Genomic DNA, 18,607 nt, shown 5'->3' with positions numbered 1-18,607 from the left:
AAAAAATCCCCGGCTTCTATTGCCGGGGATACTTATCAAAAACAAAAATAGGGCTTCCTGTTATTTCGCATTAGCTTCAAGCGCCTTTGCCACTGCAGCATACGAGAGCTTCCGCACAAATCCTTCGGTCCAAAGTCCGATGGGTTCACCCGGACGCCAGAAGGAACCCGCCCTGCTGTCCAAAGGACTCCAGATCGTAATACCGTAACGTTGCTTCGCAGGAATGAGTTCAAAATATTTATCAATGACATACTTATACATCTCTGCCTGTGCTTTGTAATGTTCGGCAGTAGCTTCGGTTGTTTTTACCCCCACACCAAGATCCAGTTCAGAAACTTTTATCAACTTGCCCGTAGCGGCCAGCAGCTTAAACATTTCGGCAATGTTTTCCTTACTGGTAGTAGTGGTGATATGCATCTGCGTACCAATACCATCCACTTTTCCGCCTTTGCTTTCAATGTAATTGACATACGCAATCAGGCCACGGCATTTATCCAGGCTATACTCAAGATTGTAGTCATTGATAAAATGAATGTCGCCCGGATTGCCGTATTGGCGGGCCATTTTAAATGCAGTTACTGCATAGTCTTTACCCAGGTAGTCCTGCCAGAAAAACTCATCAGCCGCTATGACCGGCCTGCCAATACCCGTTTTTAGTTCATATGGATTACCGTCATCCATGGGTTCATTCACAACATCCCAGGCCTTCACTGCTGTTTTTCCGGCCCCTACCATGCCATCCATCCATTTATCGAGTGCAGCGGTCAGGATAGCCTTTTTCTCTGTGGCTGTTTTTTCCACGACGGTAGTTGATCCACCGGTTGCTTTGGAATTTTTCAGTACTACATCATCAATGTAAATGGTACCGGCAAATTCACCATAGCTAAAGATCAATCGTGTCCGGTCGGCCGCGGTAGCCGTGGTGGCGACAGTTACCTGCTTCCATGCGGTAGTAACCGCCACCTGTCCGTACCCATTGGATGAATAGTTGGCGCTTTGCAGTTCCGGGCGGATTACGCCATCGGCGGTTCCTTTTACCCAAAAGCTCAATTCGTAAGTTTCTCCGTTAGCAAGCGGCGCTGCAAAATCATAGCTGGTTTGCACGTCCCAGTAATTGGCGCCTTTTGTGGGATTGGTCACATAAAAAGCCTTGCCTTTGTTACCAACACCCATGCCGTCAGCAGTTACGCCGCGGGTGGAGCTGCCGCCCCAGCCTCCCCAGCCACCTCCGGATTCAAAATCGCCGTTGGCCACCAGGTTGTTTACTACGAGTGCGCCTTGCGTATCGTAGATGTACAAATTGTTGACGTCAATATAATAAGTTACGCCGGCTTTATAGCCCAGGTCAAAATGCAGTTTAATATTATCGGCGGAAAAATCATCAATGGTAAAGCGGATCTCTTTCCACGAAATCCCGGTTGTAAAAGTCGGGGAAGGCGTACCTGATTTGGTCCAGTCGATCGATGGCGTATTGTTATTTAACCCTTCAAAAGAAACCCTTCCTTCACCCGCTGCATCCGACTTTATATACATTACTACTTCATACTTATGCGATTTGTTCACGCCAACCTGCGGGGTAACGAGCTGCAGATCGGCAGCTGACGACGAGCCGCCTTTTGACACCAGCTTAATGGCTTTGTTCCCGGTTCCCATGCCTTCACCTTCCGCTATTGAAATGCCCGCCCCCGGATTGGCCAGGGACCAGCCGGTGAAGGTTTTATCCTTCAGGGCTGCAAGATTTAAGTCGTTCTGATAAGCGGGGGATGTTACCAGCAAAGGACTAAGCAATCCATTCAGGTAGCTGGCATTCTGATTGGCATGCCACATGAGGGTATGACCATATACCTGCATTCCCGCTTCGCCGGCAGATTGAAGCAATGATTTTACTTTTACCAGGTTTAAACTGCCATCGGCCTGTACTACGGCGCCATGTTTCATATCGTAGCCTATAACCACCTCGTCGAAATTCCTGTTGGCTAACCGGTACATCACGCCTTTGTCAAGATATTCCTGTAAACCCAGCGCCACACCCAATTTAAACCCGGGTTGCGCCACACGGTTAATATAGCTTTTCAGGGCGGGGTAAGCGTCTATGTCTTCCTGAAGCGCAATACTTTCAGGCTTGTCCACGTTAAAATCAAGCGCTTTATATTTACTGCAGGAAGTAATGGCCATGAATGCCATAAAGCCAACTGCTATTTTATGATGTTGATGCATATAAATTACTTTAATTGTAGGCAGAAAATTATTTGCTCACCGGTGTAAAAGTTTCCATGGTTACGGACCGGTCCCTTAATACCAACGTATCTGATGTAGATACCTGCATACCCGATAAGGTCACCTGGTAATTGAGATACAGTGCATCACGGTCTTTGCTGCCCCAGCTGTTCTTTTCTCCTCTTTTTACAAACTGCCCGCTCCCGGTGGCTGTGAAACCGCTGGTGGCAGACGAAATGGTGCATTTACCGTTGTCGTCGAAAGTGAGCAGCAGTGTGCAATAAATATTATTGCCGTCTTTGTCTTTATACACTACCGGAAACTCAAGTTCCTTCCTGGACTTCGTGTTCAATTTATTCACCTCATCCGATTCAACATATTCTTTGTGCCTTACGATTGTTTGGTTTACACTTCCGGACACCACATCTTTTCCCCTGCGCAGGTAGTTGCCATGCCAAGTGTTCACATATTTGATGGCGTAGAGGATGAAGTCTTTCCCGCTGAGGATAGAGTCAGCGCCCGATTTATTATTGATGCGCAGCGGGATCACATAGGTATTCCGGATCGACTTTGGATCATTGAAGAAAGCGTCTGTGAGCTGTACTTCCACTCCACCTGTGAGGCCGCCTTCCGGGATAACAATCTCATTTGCCGCCAGCGAATAGTAGTTAGCGGGCATCGCTAAGATCTCATCTTTGCCGGCGCCAAACAGCAAGCCGTTTCCCAGCAGGGAGTTATCTACCGCGATCCCGATATGCAGATCCTTTTTGCTGTAGTAAACACCTCCGGTTGTTGCCATGATTTTACATTTGCCCTGGTTGTCCAGTTCCGTGCTGAATATATCTTCCCCGAAAGTGATGGTTCGCACGGGGTACTGATAGGCGAAATACACCGTCTGGTATTTATAATCCGGGAATTCTACCTCTTTATTGCATGCTGCTGACACAACGAGTAGCATGATGGGTATTAAGAACTTTTTCATCTTTGTTAATTTCAAAAATCAAAGAAAATTATTTATGTACCAGGAGCTGTTAGCGCCAGCCTTTGTTCTGTTCTAACGACCCAAACTTTAATGTTTCGCCGTAGGGAATAGGACCATAGATCATGAACGGCTGGAACTGACGGTTTTCCACGTTAATAACAGCGTAACCGTTGTTGCGTATGCTAACGCCTTTAGCCGTTTCGGCGATGTTTGCCTTCCAGCGGCGAAGATCCCAGAAGCGGAAGCCTTCAAAGCACAGTTCAATTCTACGCTCATTCCTGATAAGCGTGCGCATTTGCTCCTTGCTGCCTTTTGATTCTTCGAGATATGCATCGCCGTTGGTAGTGCCTACCCCTGCTCTTTTGCGGATAGCTTTGATAACATCATAAGCGGAGAATCCGAAGGCGCCACTGCCTGTTGGTCCCCAGGCTTCATTGGCAGCTTCTGCGTAGTTGAGAAAAATTTCTGTATACCGGATATGAGGTTTGTAATGCCGTTGATTATTCGCCGAATTAGGATTGAGGTTCACATCCTGGCGCAGCAATTTGCGGAGGTAGTAGCCGGTCCTGGTAGAAGTTTCTACTTTATTCAGCGCGTCGTTGGTAGCGCCGTCTGCCGCGGTGGAGATCACGGAATTATTTGGACCTGCTGTGCCGCCATTGACTAAAATAAACATCCGCAGCCTGGGATCGCGGCCCACGTAGGGATTGGCAGCATCATAACCGCTGGCGGCATCCGTAATGGGAAGCCCGTTCGCCATGGGGAAAGCATCCACGAGGTTTTGTGTTGGATTGATGCGGCCATTGCCAAATAAACTTGGTGGGAAATTGGCTTGTTCCAGATCACGATTGTCGCCATAATTATTTCTCCAGAGTATTTCAGAAGGATTTGCGCCATCGGCTAACCCCGCAATTTCAGAAGCGTTGGAATACCAGTTGAGGCCATTTGCAGACAAGGCAGTTATCCCGCCTTTCAGCGCAATTACTTCACCGGCGTAATTCGCAGCGTCTGCCCAGGTGGTAGTGGTGCCGCTGCTGAAAGCTGGGCTCGCTGCCAGTAACGCTGCTTTCGACCGGATCGCCTTTACGATACGGCCGGTAAGAAATCCACGGAAGGCAGCGCCAAAGGCACGGTCGTATTGTTCCTTGGTCACCGTGCCATACTTTGCCGGGATAAGGGACGCATTGGGAATGTTTTCGTAGTCGGTTGGCAACAACTGGTCCGCCTGTGCCAGATCGCTGTAGATCTGCTTCATGCACGCATCAAAATTGCTCCTGGGTTTATTGAAATCAGCATTAGATCCCTGCACTTCCAGGTTGATGGGCACACCGAGTACAGCGCCACTTTCAGACATGCCGGCATGTGCCTGCAACAGGTGGTAATAGAAAAGGGCGCGCAGGCCATAAGCCTCTCCCTTTACCCGCATACCAAACAGTTTGCTGACAGCAGGATCAGCGGCCCACTTCACGGTATCAACATCCCGCAGTGTGATATTAAGATACTGAATAGCGGCATATGCATTTTCCCATTGGTTAAGCGGATTATTATTGGCGGTCCATTGGCCGTTGGCCATTTTCAGGAAGCCATTGTTCTGATCATTTGTTACCGCATCATCTGTGGCTACATCATTAAACGACCATGAATTGGTTGGTATGCGGTTGTAACCATTGAGCAGCACGCCAAACGGGAGTCCGGCATCATTAGGATTATAATTTGCCGGGTTCAGGTCCCGGTTATTTTCAATTTCCGGTGTCAGCAGATCCTTGCAGCTGGTTAGCAGCAGAACGGATGCCAGCAGCATGATAATATTTCTTTTCATAAAGTGGAAACTTGATTGGGTGAAAGGCATCATTAGAACATAGCTTTTACTCCCAGGTTATATAAGCGGGTTTGAGGTGCACTGCCAATACTCATTTCCATCAATTTACGCTCGGCAGCAAACGTCAGCAAATTGAAGCCACTCACATACACCCCCATCTCCTTCACGATCTTTTTATTGCCAATCAGATCGCTCATATCATAAGAGATCTGCACCTTGGCCAGGTCGATGCGGTTAGCCTTGTACAACCAGAAATCCGAATTGCGAAAATTGTTATCGCTGTTGAAGGTGGTCAGCCGCGGATATTTCGCTGACGGTGCTGTTTCGGGCGTCCAGCGGTCTCTTACCACTTCAGAATATTTATCCTCTCCATCTACCCAGAACCAGGAATTGTTCTTCATTCCATAGGAACCGAAGCGGCCCTGCGCCAGCGCAAAGAAGGAGAAATGCTTCCATTGCACACTTACGTTCACACCTAGTGTAAGCGGTGAGCCAAACCAGCCCCCACGGCCCAGGTATACTTCATCTCGGGTATCAATAACCCCATCTCCATTCTGATCTTTATACTTGATATCGCCCGGTTTTACCTGGCCGAAAGTTTGGGAGGGAGAATTTTTGATGTCATCCGCATCCTGGAAGAAGCCCATGTTTTGCAGTCCCCATATGGCGTCCAGTGGCCTTCCCTGCCGGTATTGGTAATTGTCTTCATAAATCTCCGCCCGTTTTGTGGCAATCGTTTTATAGTAAGTACCTACCAGCCCGATGGAATAGTTAATATCAGACAGCTTCTTATTCAGACTGAGGCTGAAATCAACTCCCATCCGTTTATCGTCATTATAATTTACATAGGGAATGAAAGAAGATGATGGCCAGCCGGTGGTGTAGTAAGAAGGGAACAACACGTTGGGCTGGATAATGTTGCCGGTAATTTTATTGACAAAGAAGTTACCATCCAGTTTTAAAGATTCATGGAAGAAAGAACCTTCCAGGCCAATGCTGATCTCCTCTCTTTTTGGGAAACGCATATCCGGGTTAGCCCCTCGCCTTGATTCCGTGGCCTGCACGCCGGTACCATCTTTCCAGCCGAACCAGCTTCCCTGCGTGGTATAAACACCCTGGTATAGATAATAAGAAGCAATATCCAGGTCGGTATGCAGCACACCTGCGGAAGCAGTTAAACGAAGATCATCCACTCCCCTTACACCACGCATAAAGGGCTCGTTGCTGAGCCGCCAGCCCAGCGACACGGTAGGCGAAAAAGCGGTGCGGTTTCCTTCGGGCAGCTTCGCGCTGTGAATAACGGCGCCGCTGAAATCGATGTAGTAAGTATGGTCTAAGTTGTAGCCCAGTTGCAAACCGAGATTGGCATTGCTGGTACGGTGGTACACGGCTGATTCAGATTGCTGGAAGCCATTCACCAGTAACACGGCAGAAAGATTATGCCTGTTGTCAATGGAGTTCACATAATTGAACTGACCGGAAGCAGAGATCGTTTGCCGGTACCAGCTGTTGCTTACATTCTGCACACCTGAAGTGGCATCCTGTCCGTATTGCGTGAGGCTACTGATCAGGTCCACGCCGGAATACGTATTCCAGGTGGGCGCATATACCGCATAGGTATTGTTGAAAGCGAGGTTATAAGAGGTGTTGTAGTCAACAGCAAACGCAGAGCGGAAGGAAAGGCCTTTCAGTAAATTTCTCAGATCGGCATTCACGCCGGTATTGAACTGGAATTGCCGGCTGATATAGCGGTTGTTTCCACCGGCATAAATGGCGGCAAACGGGTTGGTTTGATCCAGCTGCGTTCCGCCCAGCAAATATTTCTCATCAATAATGTGATTGCTGTTCTTCACAAATACGTTGGATGCTTCATCATTTGACTCGATCATATCCAAAGGAATGAGTGGGGAAAAACGATGCGGGCGCAAGGTAGCAGCGCTTTGCCAGTAGTCGGTGTTTACGCCCCTGCCGGTATAGAAAATCGCGGTGGCATCTACATTACAGGAAATATACTGGTTAAGATTCACATCCACATTACCGCGCAGGTTGAGGCGGTCGGACTTGCCGTTGCTAACAGCCTCACCAAAGTTGAGCAACGAACCGGCCGTCTGGTATCCAATATTGGTATAATACCGCGCCTTGTCATTTCCCCCGGATATCTCTGTTGTTACATCATAGCGGCCAAAGGATTGTTTAAGATACTCGTCGGAGTAATAATCTACATTGGGATACCGGTATGGATTTTTACCTGACGCGAACTGGTAGATCGTTTCAGGGCTATACAGCTCGGCCAGTCCGTCGTTGCGGCGGGCTTCATTGTAAAGCGTCATATACTCCGCCGATCCCAGGTAATGGGGATACGCTTTGGGAACGTTTACGCCGGCATTGGCCCTGACATCAATCCGCTGGTTGCCTGCTTTACCTCTTTTGGTGGTAATGTATACAACTCCTTTGGCGGCCCTGCTGCCATAAAGCGCTACGGCATTCACTCCTTTGAGAAAAGAAATCTGTTCAATTTCTGTGGGCACTACATTTCCTGCTTCACGGGGCACCCCGTCGATGATGAGCAGATAGCTACCCATGCCCCACATACTGTTTCCATTATAACCATTTACCCAGCCGTCCATGTTTTCCAGGCTGGTAGTCATATAGTTTAGTTTCATTTGTGATGCCACGTCCACCACTGAAACGCCTCCTGACAGGTCTTTTTTATCCACCTTCCGGAAGGCCACCTGTACCGGGTTACCGGGAGGAATAACAGTGGTAGTTTTTGCCGTGGTGTCCTGCGCCTGCGAAACCGGCGTCAGGTTCATCAGCGCTGCAAAGGCTATTAATGCTTTTATCTGATTCATGAATTTTTGAAATTAACAGTAAACGATACATGTAAGGGTTGCACGTTTTACCAACCCGGATTCTGTGGAAATTCCAGGTACATATTGGCATCTGAATTTTTTAACGGCAGCCAGTAGTGTTTCTCTGTATACCTGCGTTCCAGGATAACGGATTCGCGTAAATTGAGTACCCGGTTATTCATTGGATCTACAGTACTGAATGAGGACGACCGGTCAAATTCCACCGATTTTTTCAGTGTGTACGGGCTTTGTATCAGCAACATCCACCTTCTTAAATCATTGAAACGATGGCCTTCAAAAGACAGCTCTACGGCCCGTTCACGGCGAACTTCGCTCATAAAGCCATCCAGGGAGGCGGTGAAGGCAGCAGCAACGTGTCCTGCGCCTGCACGGTCGCGGATTACATTCACAGCGTCTAATGCCGTTTTAGCATAGTTGCCGGCCTTGCCTGTGGCGGCGCCATAACCCTGTGCGGCAGCTTCGGCATACATCAGGTACACGTCCGCCAGGCGCATATACGGCAGGTGGATATTCAGCGCTTTGTCGTAGGTCCAGCCATTATCAAATCTGTTGGCTGTGATAGGAATAAACTTATAGAGCAGGTAACCGGAGCGGCTGCCGCTGCTGATGTCGCGGTAAGTGCCGCCTGTATAAAGATTGGCGTAACGGTTTCTTTCATCGGTAGTGGCGCCCTGTACACATTTAACCCCATCGAAAACGATATCATTGTAGAAACGCGGATCCCTGCCTCTCCACGGATAAGCGGGGTCGTATCCTGACTCCGGATCGGCCTTTGTAATGTCCTTGATGGGCAGGCCGTTAGCCATACCGTAATAGTCCACATAATTAGCCGTAGGCACAAAAGTGATGGCTTCTTCTGTGAGCAAAGCCGGACCGTATTGCTTGGCGGTGCCATAAGTGGAGCCATGCGCGCCATAGTAAGGCCCACGGAAAATAGCTTCGGTACCGCCTGGCATTAACCAGTTCTGACCGGCGCTATAGAAATTGGTATAGTACTTCGAAAATTCTACCAGCTTGTAAGGCGCCTCTCCGGACTCGCACAATTGCAGTAATTCACCAAATGCTTCTGCCGCCTTTTTGCAATACTCCGCGTTGTAGGTTTTGCTGCCGGCAGATACATAGTTCATCAGCGGACTACCTGCCCATAAATAGTTTTTCCCCAGGTAACCCAGCGCCATAATTTTATTAATGCGCAACTGGTTTTTTCCGAGCGTTCTTTTACCTGCTGTGGTATTGTCCCAGTTTACGGGCAGCAGGTTTGCCGCTTCTCTGAAATCGGCCGCCGCTTTATCCGCACATTCACTGTATTTGAGACGTGGTAAGGTGAGCTTCTGATCACCCGGAAGTACTTTATCGATGTATGGTAACCCGCCAAAATACTGGATGAACATAAAATGAAACCATCCCCTGAAAAACAACAACTGTCCTTTAATCAGGTCTTTCTCTTCCTGCGTGGCGTCTGTTAATTTATCAATATTTTCCAGTCCCATATTGGCTTTCCGGATACCGTACCATCCCAGTTTCCACATCGACTTTGCAAAACGGTCGTCATTGGTACTGGTATTATTCCGGTCCATCCAGCCAGCCTGCCAGCCGTCAAACTGCGACTGCCAGCCCCAGAAATCACCATTATCTATTTTTATGATGAAATGGAAATCACGTGCGGTAGATTGAATTTCATCTTCTCCCCAGTTCCAGGAATTGGTCCAGTAGGCATTGGTAAAATCCGGTATGCAGTGATAAAGTTCTTCGGTAAAGCCCTGGAAACCGATAAAGGTTTTAAAGGCATTTTCTTCCGACACGATAGATTGTGGTTCCTTATCCAGGAACTTCTTGCAGGATGCCAGGCCAAGTATCGTTACGATCCCTGTGGCAGCCAACAACATCTTTGTATACTTATTCATAAAGGTCATGTTTAGAAAGTAAAATTGGCGCCGAGATTGTAACGCTTCACTGTAGGATAAGCTCCCTGGGATGCCCAGCCGGTACCTGCAAAATTTGATTCACGATCGTCCGGCATCTTGCTCCAGGCGGCCAGGTTATTGCCGTTGAGATATATTCTCAGCGATTCAAGACCTATCCGTTTTATAAATCCTTTATCGAGTGTGTAGGCAATTTCAGCGTTCTTTAAGCGCAGGTAGGAACCGTCGTACATATATTGGGTACCGCGGTAATAGCCTGCTGGTGTGGATAGCCAGCGTGGCATGGGCACATCTCCGTTGGTATTGTCCTTCGACCAATAACTGCCTTCGTTATAAACCGTGTGACCCTGGGAACCTAAACTGTTGAATACCACCTGGCGGGTTACGTTATTCACCCCATAGAATTGTACAAAAGCAGTGAGCCCTTTCCAGTCCACGCCAAACGTGGCGTTGTAAGTATTGGTGGGCCATCCGCTATGACCATAGGGAATGTTATCGCTCGCGTCGATTACACCATCGCCATTATAATCCACGATGTAATAGTTGCCTGGCAGCTTCTGATTGTCGTTGGTATTATGCATGGTGCTGCCATAAAGTTCATCCCATGTGTTGTAGTAACCCTGGCTCACATAAGAGTAAGCCTGCCCGATCTGCATGCCCTCCGATTTCTGGTAAGCCGGCAGCAGCTCAGGATTGTCGGCTTCAATCACCTTATTTTTGGTATGGGTCATGTTCAGGTCTGACCACACCCGCAGCTGTTTTGTGACAGGATAACTGAAATGTAACTCCACCTCATAACCCCGCGATGTTACGCGGCCAAGATTTGCTACCGGGGGAGTGGTGCCGTAATAAGACGGCACAGACGACCTGTTGGCAAGCAATATTTTGGAACGTTTATCTTCGAAGAAATCCACTTTACCTTTTACGAAACCTTTGAATAATTCAAAGTCGGCACCAACATTCATTTTCTCCGCCTGCTCCCATTGCACATTCGGATTTCCAACGGTAGATTCACGGTACCAGTTAAACGGACTTTGCTCCGCACCTTCGCCGGTAGTTCCAAGCCGCGAGCGTCCACCATATGCCCATTCTGTCATGTACAGAAAACGGCCTGCTACGTTGTCAAAACCCGTTTGTCCATAAGAGGCACGGAACTTCAGCAGGTCCAGGAATTTTATATTTTCCATGAAGTGCTCATTGGATAAAATCCAGTTTACACCGCCCGACGAGAAGAAGGCAAACCGGTAATCAGGTGCAAACTTCTCCGAGCCATTATAGGCGCCATTGTATTCGAGGGTGTATTTGTTTTTATACGTGTAAGTGGCACGGAATACCCAATCTTCGCGGTACGAGGGTATCATGCTGCCGTTGGCGGTAACATTGCGGTTCAGCAATCCCATGGCAGTTACCTGGTGATCGTCCGCAATAGTTTTTGCATAATTTAACTGCAACTGGTAAAACAGTCGCCGTTGATTATCCGAAACCGCACCTGCTGCCGGTGTCCACTTGATGCCTTCCTGGAAATCGAAATTGGTGACCCCATCAAAGGCGCTCTTATAAAATACATTTCCTGTTGCAGGATCAATCCACTTGCGTTGTACATCGTGGTAAAGGTCATTCACTCCCCTGTCGCTTTCAAGGAAGGTATTATCCATTGAAATGGTGGCGTTGAGTTTCAGTCCGTCCACGAGCATATCCAGGTTCTGTTCTACGGTAAAGTCGGTGGTGATGCGTGTAGTGGTCTGGTATTGAATACCGCCCACTGCCAGGCTTCTGGCCGAATTCTCCGCCCGTCCCTCATTTGGCGCATAGTAGCCCCAGGAACCATCCGCATATACCGGCAGAAATACATCCGGCGCGGTAGTGTAAGCGTCGATCCAGGAACCATACTGATTACCCGAAAATCCCCAGGGACTTTTCCGCACACCATATGATCCGGAGAGATTTACCTTGAAGAGTGTAGAGGGCGTTAATTGAAAATCCAGGTTGGACCGGACATTTAATCTTGTAAAACCAAAACCGGGTTTGTATCCGCGTTTGTTATCGTATATTCTAAAGAGATCGCCTTCATGCAGAAAATCTGCGCTGGTGAAATATTTTACGAAACGGGTACCGCCGCTGATATTGAGATTAGCATTTTGCGACGTAGCATAATCCTTGAATAAGGTTTTTGCCCAGTCGACATTAGGATAACGTTCGGCTTCTTCCAGGTTGGCGGGATTCCGGTATTTATCCAGAATTGCCTGTGGGTAATAGTTATTCCAGCTTTCAGGTTTTAATGCCAGCTCATATTCTATGGCTTCGTTAACAGTACGCAAAGCGTCGTACGAATCTGCCTTTCCGGGCAGTTTGGATGGCGCTTTCACGACATTGTTCACCGTAGCCCGGATAGAAGCTTTGCCGAGCTTTCCTCTTTTTGTGGTGATGAGGATAACGCCATTGGCGCCCCGTGAACCGAATACCGCCGTTGCCGAAGCGTCTTTTAAAACCGTCACCGTTTCTACGGAGCCGATATCGACACTGGACATGGGCCGTTCCACACCATCCACTAATATTAACGGGTTACTGTTATTCCAGGTACTAAGACCGCGGATGATCAGTTGAGGATCTTCCTCACCGGGCAGGCCGGTACTTTGGGCAGTGATAAGACCCGGTACATTGCCGGTGAGGGCAGCGCCGATATTTGACACGCCTCCGGCCCTTTCCAATGTTTTACCGGTAGTTTGGGAAACGGCGGCAACAACGCTTTCCTTTTTCTGCCGCCCATAACCTACTATCACCACATCTTCAAGACCAAAAACATTGTCTTTCAGGGTAACGGCGATGGTCGACTGGTTACGGACGTTTACTTCCTGCGGCGCCTTTCCTATAAAACTGAAAATAAGAATGTGTTTGTCGGCAGGAACGCGGATGAGAAATTTACCATCATTATCTGTGCTGGTACTAATCTTCGTTTCTTTTATCTGTATGGTGGTACCGGGAACAGGCGTCTTTTTCTCATCCAGCACTACTCCCTGTACTACCCGTGTATCCTGGGCCTGTAAGGAAGCACAGGTGAGCGTACCTGACAGCATTACTGCTGTCACGACAAGCCATTTCCACGACTTTTGCGAAAGAATCATTTTAAACATGGAATTCAAAATATTTAATGTTAGGGCAATGAGGGGTTCTGACAGCCAGTACATGACTATCACGCCGGCACACCCAGCGGGAACAATGAGATGCGATAAAAAGCAGAACCCCTAAAGTAATTATCGGATGCTACCCATTAAGTGATGGAACTGAAAATGATTATATCGGGACGTGGTACCCCGGGGGACATTCAAATTTCATAAGTAATCATTTAGTGTTAAATTGACAATTTTTCATAACGGTAATGCGTAAGCCTATCAGGTGGAGCTGAAAGGAAAAGCAACAGACGAATCTACAATAGCCATGTATATATGAATGGCACGAATCTCCAAAAGGATGGAAATAATGTCTAAATAAAGCGCAGATGGCCCTGTCAGGAGCTGCGAAATCAGTTCGCTACAAAAAAACGGGATGTTTATTTTCCTGTTTTTAGCAGCCGGATACTTTTAATAAATATCTCCTGTGAGGCGCCTGCGGGAAACCAAATAAAGAGGTCGTGCTGACCGGAAATATCCTTATTCAGCAAAGGAGCATGCCCGGAAAGTTTACCTGGTTTGATGGGAACGCCTGCAATTTGCCGGCCGTTCTTCAGGTCATCTATCCATACCTTCAGTTCACCGCTTTTAGTTGCATCAGCTGTGATTTCAATCGCTTTGGCATCTCCGGCGGCGCCGAAGTCCACTCCTGATATCATCAGCCAGCCACCGTGTGCGGAAGCGTTAGTGACTACCCAATCATCTCCCCGTTTTACTTTATAGGTTCCATAGTGATTGCTGCTTCCTGCAGCTGGCAGGGCAGAAAATCCATCTTTACAAACAAAAAAGTCGAAATCAACCGGACCGCCCTCCGCAAACAAACCAATGCTGGTGCCTACCCAACTGTTATAATTAGGTTGGACTTTATCCAAAGGCACTGCACTGACAGCGGCGCCAACGGGTGTCCAGCTTTTACCATCGGAGCTGAAAAAGCCGGTCAGCTGATGTTCCAATCTTTCCAGTTTAAGCCAAACCTGGCGTCCTTTATTATAGGGCAGCTCCCTCAACGCGGAATCCAATTGAAATACAATGCGTCCGTTGGAATAGTAAAGACGGGCAAACACACTTTGGTTGCCATTGGTGAGGTAGATGCCACCATGTGCTGCCGGCTCGCCCCCGCCAATGTCCACCCGGGTGACTGCCGAGTAGAAATGGTCGGTTTCCTTTTGCAGCAGATGCGTTCTGCCGCTGTCGGGAGATAAACGGATCCAACCTTTCCGGTGCGCCAGTGAGTAGTGCGCAGCAGCAGGCTTGGTTAAAAAATGCCACCAAAGGCCCAGGCTATCAGTATTAAAATGATCGGTATGCACGCTGCGCCAGGGAGTATTATTGTTATCCAGTGCAGGCTTTACTACTGGTCCGCTTACCGGTGGGGCGCCCCAGGGGCGGTCGCCCTCCCATAATACCTGGTACAAAGAAGTTTGCCTGCCCATACCTGACCAGTCGTCGCTACCTCTTTTCTGGTAACTCTGCCCGATCGTCCACCAGGTACCATCCGCCAGTTGAACGGGCGCTGAAATATGATTAGGACGGGGAAAAGTATTGTCCGGGTCGGGACTTGGTTTGAAAAAATCCCCTAACCGCTCCCACCTGGTGGAATCAGCCGTGAGGGCCGTTGCCCGCAAAACGTACTGTCCGCCGGATACATCGCCGGCTGGGAAGTAATAATAATACCCGTTACGCTTACACATCACAGGACCTTCCGCCCAGCTGTATTGCAGGTTCGCATTGATCCAGTCGAGGTTGATCACCGAGTCTGTAAGCTGGCCATCCTGCCCCAGCGCTTGCAGCCGGTTTACCTTCTGGCCGTTTTTAATTACCATGTATGGCTTTCCGTCATCATCCACAAAAATGGAGTTATCATATCCCAGCGGCCCTGTTTCCCGGTTCTCCTTCACCCGCACGGGGGCAGTCCACGGGCCCTCCGGCGCCGATGCTTTGGAAAACCATTGTCCGCCTGAAGAAAAATAAATCCAGTACGAGCCATAAAAATAAGTGATGGCGCCCTGCCATACACCGGCGCTGGGACGATCTGCCACCATACCGGCATGTGCCGGCGGCAATACACGGCTGATCACTTTCCAATGCACCAGGTCTGTGGAGTGGTAGATGGGCAGGTAGGGATTGAAATGAAAAGAGGAGCCACAGTGATAGAAGTCGGCGCCAACTTTCAGCAGGGTTGGGTCGGGATGATCTCCCGGTAAAACAGGGTTGACATAGGTATTTACCTCCGAATAAAAACGTGTGGAATCTGTTTCAGCGGGCGGCTTCCTGCCAGGACCGCCTTGCCGGGCAAGCCCGTTTTGTATCGTCAGGCTAAAAAATAAAAAGATAAGAACAATAGATTTTAGTAACATTTGACAAACGTGGTTTTTTGTAGTGGTAAGATAATTCCGCGCTCCTCCAACCGGCAGGTACAAATGTTGAAATGAAGGGTAAAAATGTTTTGACCGGTTGTTTGTTACTCATTTGCAGGCAAAAAAAACTCCGCCGGGTAATACCGGCGGAGTCAGGAAGGTGTTTTATAAAAACGTTCTATAGATAATTATTGATAACATTTTCCAGGTACTCTTGTCTGCCGCTCTTCACTGCTGGTTCTCCCTGGGCAATTGCAAAGGCGCGCAGTTCTTCCAGGCCGGCCTGTCCTGATTCAAAAGCTTTGGCTGTATCAACATTGAAAGAGGCGTAACGATCCTGGCGTATTTTCCGGTAGTCGCTTTTCTCCAGGATAGCATCGGCAGTGATCAGTGCGCGGGCGAAGCTGTCGACGCCACCAATATGCGCATAGAAAATGTCGGCGGGATCGGTAGAGTTTCTCCGGATTTTCGCGTCGAAGTTAATGCCACCGCCTTTAAAGCCACCACCTTCGAGGATAATCAGCATGGCCTCGGTAAGTTCGTTGAGGTTGGTCGGGAACTGATCTGTATCCCAGCCATTCTGGTAGTCGCCCCTGTTGGCATCCATGCTTCCGAGTAAACCGGCGTCTATGGCTACCTGCAGTTCATGCTGGAAAGTATGGCCTGCCAGTGTTGCGTGGTTTACTTCGAGATTGAGTTTGAAGTCATTCAGCAGGTCGTACTGACGGAGGAAACCGATCACCGTTTCTGCATCATAATCATATTGGTGCTTGGTAGGTTCGCAGGGTTTAGGCTCAATAAAGAAGGTACCTGTAAAGCCATTTTTGCGTGCATAATCTCTTGACGCCTGCAGGAACCTGGCCAGGTGTTCCTTTTCCCGCTTCATGTCTGTGTTTAAGAGGCTCATATAGCCTTCACGGCCGCCCCAGAAAACATAGTTCTCTCCTCCGAGTGCGATGGTAGCATCGAGCGCGGCTTTTACCTGGGCGGCGGCGTGGCTGAGCACGTGGAAATCGGGATTGGTAGCGGCGCCGTTCATATAGCGGCGATGACTGAACAGGTTGGCGGTACCCCACAATAACTTAACGCCGCTCTCCTCCTGCTTCTGCTTCAGATACTGCGTAAGCGTTTGCAGGCGCTTTTCATTATCTGCGATGTTGTTGGTGTAATCAACCACATCTACATCATGAAAGCAATAGTAAGGCAGATTGAGTTTGGTAATCAGTTCAAAAGCGGCATCGGCCTTGTCTTTTGCGCGCTCAATGGGGTCGGCGTTTTTATCCCATTCAAAAATATGTGTTGCTTCGCCAAAGGGATCGGCGCCGGTTCCGTTAAAGGAATGCCAGTAGGCGACCGCAAAGCGCAACCACTCTTTCATGGATTTGCCGGCTACGACTTTGTTTTCATCATACCAGCGGTAAGCTAAAGGATTATCTGTACGTGGTCCTTCGTATTGCACGGCAGTAATGCCGCTAAAAAATTCTTTCTTTCCTGTAATTATTTTCATATCCGTGTTTTAATACGCAAATATTGCCTGAATTTAAAAGGTTATCAACCGTTATTTTTGAAAGAAAATATGCTATCTTATCAATAATTTGATAAATTCAGTCATTTATATGATAAGATGGGTTATCTTAAGCCTGCATGAAAACGATTCTTCAAAAAATCACCAATGACTCCAGCCAGAGTTTTGCCTGCCGTATTTATGAAACGCCGCAGTTTGAAACCAACTGGCACAAGCATCCTGAATATGAATTGATCCTGATACTAAAAGGACATGGAACCGCCATGATCGGGGACTATGTAAGCGACTACACGGTGAACGATGTATTTTTCATGGCGGGTAATCTTCCGCATTGGTTCAGGAAAAGTCATCCTAAAATGAAAGGGGCCGCCCTGGTTATACATTTCACCAGGGATTGCTGGGGAGAAGGGTTGCTGCAAATGGCAGAAATGAAAACGATCCAATCGTTGCTGCAAAAGAACAACGGCATACAATTGGAATACGCCCTGAAAAAGGACGTATCGGAAAGCATGCAGCAGATACACCACGAAAAAGGGTTTGATAAGCTGATGCTTTTACTGCAATGCCTGCATCAGATAGGTCATTCCACCCACTATAAAATACTGACAGAAGATTTCACCGACACCGGCAATGTGCTCAACCCGGTTATTGAGAAAATTATTGATTTCTCTTTTAAACACTATCTCGAAAAAGTGACCCTGGAAGAAGTGGCGGCTATTGCCAACATGAGCGTGCCTAACTTTTGCCGCTTCTTTAAGAAAAATATCAAAAAAACGTATTTCGATTTCCTGAGGGATTTACGGATCAGCCATGCCTGTAAGCTGCTGACATCCACTACGCAGCCGATACTGGATATTTGTTATGAAAGTGGTTATAAAAGCTGGGCGCATTTCAGTAAACAGTTTAAAGAAGTTAAAGAACAAACGCCCAGCGAATACCGGAGAACATATTTGTATTGATAAAATTATCGTGTCGTATAGCCACCATTCGCAAAAATGGTTTGCCCCGTAATCCACCAGCCGTCCGTAACCAGGAACTCCACCAGGGGAGCGATATCTTTGATATCGGTAAGTCCACCTAATGCGGAAGCTGATTTATGATACGCTACGGCCTCCGCGCTTTCTTGTCCGTAAAAAAACGGGGTATCCATTGGCCCGGGTGCCACCGCCGTTACTGAAATACCACGGCTGCCAAACTCTTTTGATCCGGCACGGGTGAAGTCCTCCACTGGGGCTTTCATCCCGGCATAAGTGGAATAGTATCCTGTAAATGCGGCCAGCAGAGAGGTAACGATGGTACATATCTTACCATTGGCATTCAATTTTTTACCCGCTTCCTGGATAAAGAAATAGGCTACTTTGGAGTTGATGTCGGACATGCTGTCGTATTCCGCTTCAGTAGTATCTATATAAGGTTTCTTCAATACCTTACCAACAGTATTGATGGCGATGTCTATTCCGCCAAATTTATCAATGGCTTCATCAAAGAATTTAACAATGTTATTTACATCAGTGAGGTCTGCCTGGAACAGGAATGCCTCCGCTCCCAGGGATTGTAGATCCACCAGTGTCTTTTCTGCGTCAGCCTTTGTGTTTTCGCTGTTGTAGTGAATGGCCAGTTTGGCGCCCTTTTCTGCAAAATTACGGCTTAATAGTCCGCCCAGGTTCTTCGCTCCACCTGCGATTAAAACCACTTTTCCATTTAAATCGTTTCTTGCCATATGAGTTGTTTTTAATTATGGCAAA

Annotated in this window: 10 protein-coding genes; 1 reads left to right on the top strand and 9 read right to left on the bottom strand. The window is 48.0% G+C overall.

The genetic code is table 11. The annotated features are described in order from the left end of the window. Window positions 1-60: 60 nt before the first annotated feature. The 8 genes from QFZ51_RS15845 to xylA all read right to left on the bottom strand — a co-directional run bounded on the left by QFZ51_RS15845 (window position 61) and on the right by xylA (window position 16,844). Entirely contained in the window at window positions 61-2,217 is a 2,157-nt protein-coding gene (locus tag QFZ51_RS15845; protein ID WP_429047081.1) for an endo-1,4-beta-xylanase, read from the bottom strand. 28 nt (window positions 2,218-2,245) lie between these two features. Further along, window positions 2,246-3,199 carry a DUF5627 domain-containing protein gene (locus tag QFZ51_RS15840; protein ID WP_429047080.1) on the bottom strand — a complete coding sequence of 318 codons (954 nt, stop codon included), beginning with the start codon at window positions 3,197-3,199 and terminating at the stop codon, window positions 2,246-2,248. 49 nt (window positions 3,200-3,248) lie between these two features. Beyond that, complete coding sequence (locus QFZ51_RS15835) at window positions 3,249-5,018, bottom strand: RagB/SusD family nutrient uptake outer membrane protein (RefSeq protein WP_429047079.1); 1,770 nt, start codon at window positions 5,016-5,018, stop codon at window positions 3,249-3,251. Window positions 5,019-5,050: 32 nt separating this feature from the next. After that, complete coding sequence (locus tag QFZ51_RS15830) at window positions 5,051-7,870, bottom strand: SusC/RagA family TonB-linked outer membrane protein (RefSeq protein ID WP_429047078.1); 2,820 nt, start codon at window positions 7,868-7,870, stop codon at window positions 5,051-5,053. Window positions 7,871-7,917: 47 nt separating this feature from the next. Next, window positions 7,918-9,795 carry a RagB/SusD family nutrient uptake outer membrane protein gene (locus tag QFZ51_RS15825; RefSeq protein ID WP_429047077.1) on the bottom strand — a complete coding sequence of 626 codons (1,878 nt, stop codon included), beginning with the start codon at window positions 9,793-9,795 and terminating at the stop codon, window positions 7,918-7,920. Window positions 9,796-9,806: 11 nt separating this feature from the next. Continuing rightward, on the bottom strand, window positions 9,807-12,944 hold the full coding sequence (locus QFZ51_RS15820; RefSeq protein ID WP_429047075.1) for a SusC/RagA family TonB-linked outer membrane protein: 3,138 nt from the start codon (window positions 12,942-12,944) through the stop codon (window positions 9,807-9,809). Between the two features lie 416 nt (window positions 12,945-13,360). Then, window positions 13,361-15,337: a family 43 glycosylhydrolase gene (locus tag QFZ51_RS15815; RefSeq protein ID WP_429047072.1), complete on the bottom strand. Its 1,977-nt coding sequence runs from the start codon at window positions 15,335-15,337 to the stop codon at window positions 13,361-13,363. 178 nt (window positions 15,338-15,515) lie between these two features. After that, the gene (gene xylA, locus QFZ51_RS15810; protein WP_370912973.1) at window positions 15,516-16,844 is read right to left on the bottom strand and encodes a xylose isomerase; all 1,329 of its coding nucleotides are present in this window, start codon (window positions 16,842-16,844) and stop codon (window positions 15,516-15,518) included. Between the two features lie 137 nt (window positions 16,845-16,981). Here xylA and QFZ51_RS15805 point away from each other — a divergent pair, with 137 nt between their 5' ends. Beyond that, the gene (locus QFZ51_RS15805; protein WP_429047069.1) at window positions 16,982-17,821 is read left to right on the top strand and encodes an AraC family transcriptional regulator; all 840 of its coding nucleotides are present in this window, start codon (window positions 16,982-16,984) and stop codon (window positions 17,819-17,821) included. A 5-nt stretch (window positions 17,822-17,826) separates the two neighbouring features. Here the strand turns inward: QFZ51_RS15805 and QFZ51_RS15800 are convergent, their stop codons facing one another. Next, a complete protein-coding gene (locus QFZ51_RS15800; RefSeq protein WP_429047067.1) occupies window positions 17,827-18,582 on the bottom strand; it encodes an SDR family oxidoreductase in 756 nt (251 codons plus the stop codon). Window positions 18,583-18,607: the final 25 nt, after the last annotated feature.

It is taken from the genome of Chitinophaga sp. W3I9, from assembly GCF_050434025.1.
Classification (GTDB): Bacteria; Bacteroidota; Bacteroidia; order Chitinophagales; family Chitinophagaceae; genus Chitinophaga.
Note: the sequence above shows the minus strand (reverse complement) of the source record. Positions and strands in the feature narration are given on the sequence as shown.

Coding starts and splice junctions, on each gene's coding strand:
- QFZ51_RS15845 (WP_429047081.1), bottom strand. CDS start 2,217: ATGCATCAACATCATAAAATAGCAGTTGGCTTTATGGCATTCATGGCC.
- QFZ51_RS15840 (WP_429047080.1), bottom strand. CDS start 3,199: ATGAAAAAGTTCTTAATACCCATCATGCTACTCGTTGTGTCAGCAGCA.
- QFZ51_RS15835 (WP_429047079.1), bottom strand. CDS start 5,018: ATGAAAAGAAATATTATCATGCTGCTGGCATCCGTTCTGCTGCTAACC.
- QFZ51_RS15830 (WP_429047078.1), bottom strand. CDS start 7,870: ATGAATCAGATAAAAGCATTAATAGCCTTTGCAGCGCTGATGAACCTG.
- QFZ51_RS15825 (WP_429047077.1), bottom strand. CDS start 9,795: ATGAATAAGTATACAAAGATGTTGTTGGCTGCCACAGGGATCGTAACG.
- QFZ51_RS15820 (WP_429047075.1), bottom strand. CDS start 12,944: ATGTTTAAAATGATTCTTTCGCAAAAGTCGTGGAAATGGCTTGTCGTG.
- QFZ51_RS15815 (WP_429047072.1), bottom strand. CDS start 15,337: ATGTTACTAAAATCTATTGTTCTTATCTTTTTATTTTTTAGCCTGACG.
- xylA (WP_370912973.1), bottom strand. CDS start 16,844: ATGAAAATAATTACAGGAAAGAAAGAATTTTTTAGCGGCATTACTGCC.
- QFZ51_RS15805 (WP_429047069.1), top strand. CDS start 16,982: ATGAAAACGATTCTTCAAAAAATCACCAATGACTCCAGCCAGAGTTTT.
- QFZ51_RS15800 (WP_429047067.1), bottom strand. CDS start 18,582: ATGGCAAGAAACGATTTAAATGGAAAAGTGGTTTTAATCGCAGGTGGA.